The sequence below is a fragment of the Vibrio sp. MED222 genome (assembly GCF_000153005.1).
Lineage (GTDB): Bacteria > Pseudomonadota > Gammaproteobacteria > Enterobacterales > Vibrionaceae > Vibrio > Vibrio tasmaniensis_A.
This window is the reverse complement of sequence record NZ_CH902608.1, coordinates 165,248-175,598: the sequence shown is the minus strand read 5'-3', so window position 1 is coordinate 175,598 and position 10,351 is coordinate 165,248. Positions and strand designations below refer to the sequence as shown.

Sequence of the window (10,351 nt, the reverse complement as noted above, 5' to 3'; positions counted from 1 at the left end):
TTTTTGTAAGTAACATTTAATAGATGCCTGTTCTGTAAGGTGGAGTGTGATCTGTGTTTTAATTTGTTATTATTTTAAAAGTTAGTTTTAAGTCCCTATATGAAGGGTGTTTCCCTCCCGTATTCTCTAGGTTCCACTTAATTTATAGGTGAGTTAAATTTGTTCGATTGGGTTGTTCCAATCGTGTTTTGAAGAGTGATTTATAGAAGTGAGTTCGAGTTAAATGAAAACTCCCGTTGTTGATTTGTGGCTATGTTCTCTGAGTAATTTAAATGACCAGCCAAACAATGTATCGCAGCTCAAAAAGAGACTGACAGCCGATGAGATTGCCAAAGTTGAGCGTTATCGAATGCCCTCATCTCAGATTCAAGCTTTGTATGTACGAAATTATCTGAGAAAGGTGCTGTCTAGCTATTCTGATTTGATGCCTGAAGCGTGGCGCTTTGAATATGGTGAGAAAGGGAAGCCGAGATTAATAGAGAAACAACAAATAGAAACCGGCCTGAATTTCAATATCAGTCATAGCAAAGAACATTTGTTGATTGCAGTTTGCCAGAGAAAAGGGAAGCAAGTTCAATTGGGTGTTGATATTGAACACGCAAGAAGTTCGACCAATATCGACTCGATCATGAAGCACTACTTTTCAGATAAAGAATTGGCGGATTTACTTGAGCTCAGCAAAGAAGAACACAGAGAGCGTTTTTTCGATCTGTGGGCGTTGAAAGAGTCGTACATCAAAGCGACGGGGAAGGGGCTAGCCACATCGTTGCGAAGCTTTTCGTTCGATTTCTCCAATCTGACGGAGCAAACATTGCCAATTCACGCTTCGGATTTTCAACCAAACTTGCAGGATGAAATTAGATTGTATCGCGAAATCAGGCTAGATAGCGGGATTGGGTTGGATTTGGATTCTTATCAACAAGACGATATTTCTACAGATTGGCAATGTTGCTTGGGTCGATTAGATGACCAGTATCGTTTCGCCGTGACTCTTGGTGGGAATTTGCTACCCATGCAGATAGAGATGAGAACCTTTTCGTCGTCTCATCTCCTTTAAGCGAGTTTGGTGAGGTGAGGTAAGATGAGGTTAACTCGTTTCGCCAAGCATCGCTTTTAAGACTTCAGCAGGCACTGGCTGAAGTTGTTTGTCTTTATCTAAACAGACCATTTCGATATCACCAATCACTGCGGGTTTGGTTGCATCTTTACGCCACACTTCTTGTCGCCATAGCGTTTTGTATTTGCCATCGAGTTCAAAAGAGGTGCGGATGTCGCAGATCTCAGCGAACTCAACCCCATCTTGAAAAGTCATGTTGGCTTTATATACCGCAAAACCTAATCCATGTTCATTCCACAATGTTGCCAGTTTATCGCTACCCAAGACATGTTCGCGTGCACGCTCAAAGTACTTTAGAAAGTTAGGGTGATAAACCACACCTGAGTGATCGGTATCTTCATAGTAAATTTGTACTGGGTGATGGTAGATCTGGCTCATTGATATCAACTCTTATTAAGTAGCGTTGTAGTAAATCTGACTAAGTTGTGCAGCACTCTACAGGATAGGTCGAAATTACTTCAAGGTATCATCGGCAATCGAGCTTTTGGTCAGACCTCATTTATCACCGATGCTTTGGTCAGCTTCCACCCATTTACAAATATTCTATGTGTCACTTTCCACCCATTGATTTTTGCAGCGAGTTAGTGACTGCTGCAGGCAGATATCATGAAGCCTTACGGTTAAAGGGTTGTTAATGATTTGTGTCAATGTGGCGCGCTAATTGCCTTAGTGAAAGCACGCAGTTCCCATTGAAGGGCTGCTTTGTTTACTAAGGAGAATAATAATGTTTAAGCCTCTTACCCTGCTGTCTGTATCTGCTCTGGTGCTCACAAGTTTTAATGCTGCTGCAAACTGTGACCCAGGTGAAATCGTGATTAAATTCAGTCATGTAACCAATACCGATAAGCACCCGAAAGGCATTGCCGCTTCTTTACTGGAAGAGCGAGTAAACACGGAAATGAATGGCAAAGCTTGTATGCAAGTTTTCCCTAACTCAACACTCTACGATGATAATAAAGTACTGGAAGCCCTGTTAAATGGTGATGTTCAAATGGCGGCTCCTTCGCTGTCTAAATTTGAGAAGTTCACTAAGAAATACCGCATTTTTGACCTTCCTTTCCTATTTGAAGACGTAGAAGCTGTTGACCGTTTCCAAAACTCAGAGTCTGGCGAAAAGCTGAAGAACGCGATGAAGCGTCGTGGCCTTCAAGGCCTAGCGTTTTGGCACAATGGCATGAAACAGATGTCAGCAAACAAACCTCTTATCAATCCTGAAGACGCGGAAGGCTTGAAATTCCGTGTTCAAGCATCAGACGTATTGGTTGCTCAGTTTGAACAGCTAGGTGCTAACCCACAGAAGATGTCTTTCAAAGAAGTATACGGTGGCCTACAGACTAAGGTTATCGATGGCCAAGAGAACACATGGTCAAACATCTACGGTAAGAAGTTCTTTGAAGTACAAGACGGCGTGACAGAAACTAACCACGGTATTCTTGATTACCTCGTAGTAACGTCGAACGACTTCTGGAAAGACCTACCTGAAGATGTACGTACGCAACTTGGCACAATCGTTCAAGAAGTGTCTGAGACTCGTAACGCAGAATCTTCAAAAGTTAACCTAGCGAACAAAAACAACATCATCGAAGCGGGTGGTGAAGTTCGTACGCTTACGCCTGAACAGCGTGAAGCATGGGTAACTGCGCTTCAACCAGTATGGAAGAAGTTTGAAAAAGACATCGGTTCAGATCTTATCGATGCAGCGTTAGCTTCAAACCAATAACACCGCTAAGGGAGTGGCGTGAATTTCGCCACTCCTCATTAAAATAACTATAAGCGGAGTCAATTATGGATAATCCTCAAATGGAACAGCCAAATTCTAGCGAATCAGCACTGGAAACCTCTTTTTTTTCCAAAGTCGGAAGAGTTACGGATGTGATTGAAGAGTCATTAATCGCATTTTTCCTTGGCGCAATGACGCTACTTACTTTTGCCAATGTGGTATTTCGATACGCATTCAATGGCAATATCTTATGGGCACTAGAACTGACGGTGTTCATGTTCGCTTGGATGGTGTTAGTGGGCGCATCTTATGGCGTTAAAAAACACTTCCACATTGGTGTTGATGTGATCATCAACCTTGCCCCAGAAAAGCTACGCAAAGTGTATGCGTTAATCGCCGTCACAAGCTGCCTAGCATTCTCAATCTTACTTCTTATAGGTTCTTGGAATTACTGGTACCCGTTCGCGACTGAGCGCGCTTGGTACGAGACCGATGATATTCCAATGCCAGAGATGCTTCAGTTCCTTGCCGACTGGATGAATGAAGGCGAGCGATACGAGAAACTGCCACGTTTTATTCCTTACATGGCACTGCCTATTGGTATGGCAATGCTGACGTTCCGTTTTGCCCAAGTTGCTTACCAAGTAGTCACAGGCAAGCTTGATCGCATGATAGCGGGGCATGAAGCCGAAGAAGAGCTGGATGCATTGAAAGCTGATGTGTTAGCGGGTTCTGATGAAGACGCGACAGCGGTATTGGATTCGACTAAGCAAAACAAGGCGAACGAGTCGGGTACAAAATCTAACGGTAAGGAAGACTAATCATGGCAATGTTATTTCTATTTTTAATGGTAATTGCTTTCATGTTGGTCGGTGTACCAATTGCGATTTCCCTTGGTTTATCGAGCGTCATATTCTTGTTGATGCACTCTGATGCGTCACTAGCTTCGGTTGCACAAACGCTGTTTAATGCATTTGCAGGCCACTACACACTCTTAGCGATCCCTTTCTTTATCTTGGCCTCTAGCTTTATGTCTACTGGTGGTGTGGCGAAACGTATTATCCGTTTTGCTATTGCAATGGTGGGTTGGTTCCGCGGCGGTTTAGCAATGGCATCGGTTGTGGCGTGTATGATGTTCGCAGCGTTATCTGGGTCGTCTCCAGCAACGGTAGTGGCAATCGGTAGTATTGTTATCGCTGGTATGATCAAAAACGGCTACACAAAAGAGTTCGCGGCAGGGGTTATCTGTAACGCGGGTACGTTGGGTATCTTGATTCCACCATCCATCGTTATGGTGGTTTACGCTGCGGCGACGGATGTATCTGTCGGTCGTATGTTCTTAGGCGGTGTGATTCCTGGCCTGTTGGCGGGCGTGATGTTGATGATAGCTATCTACATTGCAGCACGTATTAAGAAAATTCCTGCACAACCATTTGTAGGCTGGGGTGAGATGTTCGCAGCCGCGAAGGATGCGAGCTGGGGCTTGTTGCTGATTGTTATCATTTTAGGTGGTATCTACGGCGGTATCTTTACTCCGACAGAAGCGGCGGCTGTTGCAGCGGTTTACGCGTTCTTCATTGCCAACTTTATCTACAAAGATATGGGGCCGTTTGCGGAGAAGAAAAATACAAAGCCTGCTTTGGTGAAAGTGTTCCAAACGTTTTTCCATAAAGACACCAAAGACACGCTCTATGATGCGGGCAAGCTGACCATCATGTTGCTGTTTATCATTGCCAATGCTCTGATTCTTAAGCATGTACTGACAGAAGAACGTATTCCTCAGATGATCACGGAATCGATGTTGTCTGCAGGTTTAGGGCCGATCACCTTCTTGATTGTGGTGAACGTTCTACTCTTGATTGGTGGGCAGTTCATGGAGCCATCAGGCTTGCTGATCATCGTTGCGCCGTTGGTATTCCCAATTGCAATTGCACTGGGTATCGACCCTATTCACCTAGGTATCATGATGGTTGTGAACATGGAGATAGGGATGATAACACCGCCTGTGGGGCTCAACTTGTTTGTGACCGCAGGGGTTGCCAAGATGTCGATGATGAACGTAGTAAAAGCCGCACTGCCATGGGTTGGCGTGATGTTCTTATTTCTGATTATCGTAACCTACGTACCTTGGGTATCAACATGGTTACCGACTACCTTGATGGGGCCGGAGATCATCACGAAATAGATAGTGAAATCATAGCGAAGTGATGGGGAGGGTTAAACCTCCTCATCAATGATTTTTCCATATCGAGAGCTAGATTCAATCGGATCATACAGCGCTCTTTTTGCCTCTAATTCTGGAGTGTCTAAGTTGACATGATTGTCAGTATAAAAAATACCGTCAATTTCAAACGTATCGGTGATCGAGGGAACTTTTGTTTTCTCACCCATAATGATCTCCTTACCACCTTGGTTGCATAACATCCTGTTGTGAAATAAGTATAGGTGATCTTGCTCCCAAATTTAATTTAGTTTTCGCTCTGTCGGTATGACTCTTTAACTAGTTGGTGTTTTTGCATTTTATCGTAGAGGGTTTTACGTGGAAGTTGCAGTCTATCCATAGTCTGTTTAATGCTGCCATTACACTCAATAAGCGCTTGTTTTAACGTGTTTTTCTCAAATTCAGACACCAGTTCTGCCAAAGACAGTTCTTGAGTGACTTGATTGGTGTTGTCTGATAAGTGAGAAAGCTTACCTAAAAGTACAAACCGCTCAGCTGTATTACGCAATTCTCGTACATTTCCCGGCCAATCATGGGCTAAAAGCGCGTGCAGCTCCTTTTGGGGAAGTGCTGGTGCTGTCTTGCCATAACGTGCAGCAGCGACCAGTAAGAAGTGGTGGAAGAGTGCAGGGATGTCTTCTTGACGGCTTCTTAACGGCGGTAAATCTAGGGTCACAACGTTGAGTCGATAATAGAGGTCTTGGCGGAAAACGCCTTCTTCAGCCGCCTTCTTTAGGTCGACTTTGGTTGCAGCGATTACTCGAATATCGAGAGGCACTAAACCGTTTGAGCCAACCCTTTCAATAACGCGCTCTTGTAAGACGCGCAACAGGCGAATTTGTGCCTGCATCGGCATGGACTCAATTTCATCTAAGAATAGAGTTCCGCCTTGAGCAAATTCAAATTTACCCACTCGCTTGCTTTCTGCGCCAGTGAACGCACCTTTCTCATGACCATACAGTTCACTCTCTATCAGGTTTTCAGGTACCGCACCGCAATTGACGGCGACGAAGTTTTGTTCTCGCCGGCTGCTTTGTTCATGTAGAGAGCGTGCGACCAACTCTTTGCCTGTGCCAGTTTCACCAAAGAGTAAAATGTCAGCGTTAGTATCTGCCACATGAGTGATGATAGAACGCAGGTCGGTCATTGATTGCGTGTCACCAATGATTCTCGGCCCAAGCGCTTTACTGGCCTTTAAAGAGCGCTTCAATTCAAGATTCTCGAGTGTGAGTTGACGTTTTTCTATTGCTCGTTTGGTGGTTTCGATTAAACGTTCATTGGCGAACGGCTTTTCGATGAAGTCATAGGCGCCATCTTGGATCGCTTGTACCGCCATCGAAATATCGCCGTGACCAGTAATCATAATCACGGGGATTTCTTTGTCTTTGTGCATCACGGTGTTGAGTAGGTCATGCCCGGAAAGGCCCGGTAGACAGATATCAGTGATGATTACGTGAGGTAAGCCGTTCTCTTGAATTGCGAGCAGAGCAGACTCCGCATCGGGAAAGAATTCGGCATCAATATCGGCGAGCTCAAAGCTCTGTTCAATAGCCATTCTTAGATCGGATTCATCATCAATGAAATAGACGTGACACATAGTTATTCCTTTAATCTTTTATTTTTATTGTTGGTGAAGGTGTACTGGTTTGTTTAGCGACTAATCTGATTCTTTTGTTGGAACTATGGGTAACTCGATACTAAATCGAGCACCACCTTGTGGGCTGTGATTGGTAACTAGCTTGCCATTTATTCCGCTGATTATTTGTTGAGAAATCGATAGCCCAAGTCCAAGTCCATTTTTCTTGGTGGTATGGAAGGGTTCAAAAAAATTTCCGTTAGAAGGGGAGGTGAAGCCTGGGCCATTGTCATCGACATGAATCAGCAAGGTCTTGGCTTGTTGATGGTCGGGCTTCCTAATCTCTAACAGAATAGCTAATTGTTTGTCGTCTTGTTGTTCCATCGCCTGAATCGCGTTAGTCAGCAAATTAATGATCACTTGTTCCAATTGAATGGCGTTGGCGAGCACGCAAGCATCAAAGGTTTCAGGAAGTTCGTTGACCTTTACTCGTTCACTCTTGAGTTGTGGTTTCATCAGTTCTTTTGACGAGTGCAATACTGGCAGTATCTGTAACGTGTGCAGCTCTTCCGCAGTGGATTTCTTTGCAAAGGAACGAAGCTGGTGGCTTATCTTAGCCATACGGTCAGTGAGCGCCGAGATTCGCGATAGGTTGTCATCGACACGCTCGGTTTTTTCTTTGGCAAGAAACAGTCGGCCGTTGTCGGCATAACTGCGAATCGCAGCAAGCGGGTTATTCAGTTCATGGCTGATGCTTGCTGACATTTGCCCCAACACTGCCAGTTTGGCGGCTTGGATGAGTTCGTCTTGTGTCTGCCTCAGTACATGTTCAGTTTCGATTCGGTGCTTAATCTCGACATGCAACTCTGATGTTCGTTCAAGCACTTGAAATTCTAGCTTTTGCTTGGCTTCGGATTGCAGTCTGTCTATCTGAGCTCGTCTTTGTTGTCGATGGTGATTGAGTTGCATCGTTAGATAAATAATCGCAAAAATAAGGCTCAAAACCACAAGGTAAGCAACCAAGTCCCACCAAACTAAGTGGGTCGGAGAAAATACTCGTATGGTGAGTTTTGGCTCGGCTAGGAAGCGTGAGGAGTTAAAGAACTGCTCTTGGACGAGCTTGTGGGGAGACTCAATATTGCTAGTAGCACTCTCTAAGTCACCGGAGAAGTGCAGGCTTTCTATTTTTGTATCGAGATACTGCCTGCTTTCTTGAATTCGAGTGTGTTGTTCTTCGCTTAATGGTTGAAGGCTTTTGAACAGCCACTCAGGATTACTCGACATAAATACGATCTGGTCTTTATCGTCAGCAACAAAAAAACTCTGTTTGCCTTTCCAACTTGCTTCAATCAGCGATAAATCCATCTTTACGACAATGACGCCAATAATCTCGGCGGCATAGGCGACGGGGTAAGAATAATAATAGCCTCGTTTCCCAGAGGTTGAACCTAGCGCAAAATATTGATTTTCATTGCCAAGAATCGCTTCTTGAAAGTAGGGACGGAAAGCGAAATTTCGCCGAATAAAAGAACGCGGTAGATTCCAGTTACTGGCTGCTATGGTGGTGCCAATGCTATCTAACAGATAGGTGTCCGATGCTTGAATCACCGAGTTTACGTGTTCTAGGTAGCGATTGGTGAGTTCGATTTGCGCAGAGTTACTTGGAGAGTGAAGAGCATCGACCAACTCTTTGTCTTTTGAAAGCAGCTCGGGAATGTGCGCGAACTTGTCGAGTTGGCTTGAAATATGAACCGAAAATCGGTCTAGCTTAGATTGATGATCATTTAACAAACTTTCATGGCTTGTGTTCCACACCCAATGACCGCCGAACACCATTAGTAAACTGTATGTGGCCATTAATAGGATTGGGATTCTCAAAGCTTGAAACATGAAGGCTCTCCGCTCATTTCTTTGGTAAATAATCAAGCCTGTCTTCTCTCGTTTATGGTAGCAAATAGCGGTAGTGTTTGCTGAAAGTAGACAGTCGCCAGATGGATGTAGGTTAAGGGTTTGTAACGGGGATTGTTGAAAAAGTTATCGACTCTGAGGGGTAAAACAAGAGCAAGATCTCTTTTTAAGGTTTTTAGCAAAAAAAGCCCTCGATTCCCTTGAAAAAGTCGCTATTGTCCCCATTTCTGTTGTGCTAAGTGATGATTTGATCGTTTTTGTATCATTTAGTTGGACGAATTTAGAGCATTCATCATCATGCAGAGGTGAACGGCTCGACAGAGATTAAACAGATCGCTAGAATGTCGCGTCTAAAATTTCTGTCCTGAGGCTAATCGGAGATACCTTTCTTGTTTTCGAAAACAAGCTTTATTGCGTTTTAATCGACGCGTGAAGAACGAAGATATCGCTGATTAGTCTGGTGTTTGGTTGAATAATCAATTCAGACATCAATGCTCGATTTTAAATTAGGTGTTCGGATAGAGCACTACACAAGGATGCAGCCAACAACGTCGGCTTTTGAATTAAAGCTAAGTTACGGCTCATATGCTCAGATTACTGAGCCAGTTTTGAGGTTTATATAATGCAAGTTACTGTTGAAACGCTAGAAGGCCTAGAGCGCCGTCTTAATATTACTGTTCCTGCTGCTAACATCGAAGATGCAGTTACAGCTGAACTACGCAACATCGCGAAAAACCGTCGTTTCGATGGCTTCCGTAAAGGCAAAGTGCCAATGAAGATGGTTGCTAAAATGTACGGCAAAGCAGTACGTCAAGACGTGATGGGCGAAGTAATGCAACGTCACTTCATCGAAGCGATCGTTAAAGAGAAAATCAACCCAGCTGGCGCACCTACTTTCGCACCAGTTGAAAACAACGAAGGCGCTGACCTAGTATTCAACGCAACTTTTGAAGTTTACCCAGAAGTTGAGCTGAAAGGTCTAGAAAACATCACTGTTGAGAAACCAGCAGTAGAAGTTAAAGAAGCTGACGTTGAAGAGATGATCGAAACTCTACGTAAGCAACAAGCGACTTGGACTGAAGTTGAAGCTGCTGCTGACGCTGGTTCTCGTGCAACTATCGACTTCGTTGGTTCTATCGACGGTGAAGAGTTTGAAGGCGGCAAAGCTGAGAACTTCCCACTAGAGATGGGCGCTGGTCGCATGATCCCTGGTTTTGAAGACGGTATCGTTGGTAAAACAGCAGGTATGGAATTCGAAATCGAAGTAAACTTCCCAGAAGATTACCACGCTGAAAACCTAAAAGGTAAAGCTGCTAAGTTCTCTATCAAGCTGAACAAAGTTGAAGCTCGTGAGCTTCCAGAACTAAACGAAGAATTCGTTTCTAAGTTCGGCGCAGCTGAAGGCGTTGAAGGCCTTAAAGCTGAAGTTCGTAAGAACATGGAGCGTGAGCTTAAGCAAGCAGTTAAGAACCGCATCAAAGAGCAAGCAATCGACGGTCTAGTTAACGAAAACAACATCGACGTACCTTCTGCTCTAATCGATCAAGAGATCGGTGTTCTACGTCAACAAGCTGCTCAACGTTTCGGTGGTAACACTGAAGCTGCTGACCAACTTCCACGTGAGCTGTTCGAAGAGCAAGCTAAACGTCGCGTAGTTGTAGGTCTTCTTCTTGGTGAAGTAATCAAGACTGAAGAGCTAAAAGCTGATGACGAGAAAGTTAAAGCTATCATCGAAGAGATGGCTACAGCATACGAAGATCCAACAGAAGTTATTGCTTACTACGAGCAAAACGAGCAAATGATGAACAA

9 protein-coding genes and 1 pseudogene are annotated in these 10,351 nt (G+C 44.2%); 6 read left to right on the top strand and 4 right to left on the bottom strand.

Annotation, left to right across the window (positions count from 1 at the left end; translation table 11 throughout):
- Positions 1 to 223: 223 nt before the first annotated feature.
- On the top strand, positions 224 to 1,057 hold the full coding sequence (locus tag MED222_RS09790) for a 4'-phosphopantetheinyl transferase family protein (protein ID WP_009847293.1): 834 nt from the start codon (positions 224 to 226) through the stop codon (positions 1,055 to 1,057).
- A gap of 30 nt (positions 1,058 to 1,087) precedes the next feature.
- On the opposite strand, the gene MED222_RS09795 is transcribed toward MED222_RS09790, so the two are convergent.
- A complete protein-coding gene (locus MED222_RS09795; protein WP_009847292.1) occupies positions 1,088 to 1,495 on the bottom strand; it encodes a thioesterase family protein in 408 nt (135 codons plus the stop codon).
- 346 nt (positions 1,496 to 1,841) lie between these two features.
- On the opposite strand from MED222_RS09795, the gene MED222_RS09800 reads away from it, so the two are divergent.
- From MED222_RS09800 to MED222_RS09810, 3 genes are all read left to right on the top strand, one after another.
- Entirely contained in the window at positions 1,842 to 2,837 is a 996-nt protein-coding gene (locus tag MED222_RS09800; RefSeq protein WP_009847291.1) for a TRAP transporter substrate-binding protein, read from the top strand.
- 65 nt (positions 2,838 to 2,902) lie between these two features.
- Entirely contained in the window at positions 2,903 to 3,658 is a 756-nt protein-coding gene (locus MED222_RS09805) for a TRAP transporter small permease (protein ID WP_009847290.1), read from the top strand.
- Positions 3,659 to 3,660: 2 nt separating this feature from the next.
- Positions 3,661 to 5,022, top strand: coding sequence for a TRAP transporter large permease (locus MED222_RS09810; RefSeq protein WP_009847289.1), 1,362 nt, complete (start codon positions 3,661 to 3,663; stop codon positions 5,020 to 5,022).
- A gap of 32 nt (positions 5,023 to 5,054) precedes the next feature.
- Here the strand turns inward: MED222_RS09810 and MED222_RS22515 are convergent, their stop codons facing one another.
- The 3 genes from MED222_RS22515 to MED222_RS09820 all read right to left on the bottom strand — a co-directional run bounded on the left by MED222_RS22515 (position 5,055) and on the right by MED222_RS09820 (position 8,524).
- A complete protein-coding gene (locus MED222_RS22515) occupies positions 5,055 to 5,228 on the bottom strand; it encodes a hypothetical protein (RefSeq protein ID WP_009847288.1) in 174 nt (57 codons plus the stop codon).
- 77 nt (positions 5,229 to 5,305) lie between these two features.
- Complete coding sequence (locus MED222_RS09815; RefSeq protein ID WP_009847287.1) at positions 5,306 to 6,655, bottom strand: sigma-54-dependent transcriptional regulator; 1,350 nt, start codon at positions 6,653 to 6,655, stop codon at positions 5,306 to 5,308.
- A 60-nt stretch (positions 6,656 to 6,715) separates the two neighbouring features.
- Positions 6,716 to 8,524 carry a sensor histidine kinase gene (locus tag MED222_RS09820; protein WP_009847286.1) on the bottom strand — a complete coding sequence of 603 codons (1,809 nt, stop codon included), beginning with the start codon at positions 8,522 to 8,524 and terminating at the stop codon, positions 6,716 to 6,718.
- A 163-nt stretch (positions 8,525 to 8,687) separates the two neighbouring features.
- On the opposite strand from MED222_RS09820, the pseudogene MED222_RS22770 reads away from it, so the two are divergent.
- Positions 8,688 to 8,870 (top strand): annotated as a pseudogene (locus tag MED222_RS22770) (hypothetical protein); the annotation flags it as partial.
- Positions 8,871 to 9,164: 294 nt separating this feature from the next.
- Positions 9,165 to 10,351: trigger factor (gene tig / locus MED222_RS09825; RefSeq protein ID WP_009847285.1), on the top strand; the 1,187-nt coding region annotated here is incomplete at its 3' end.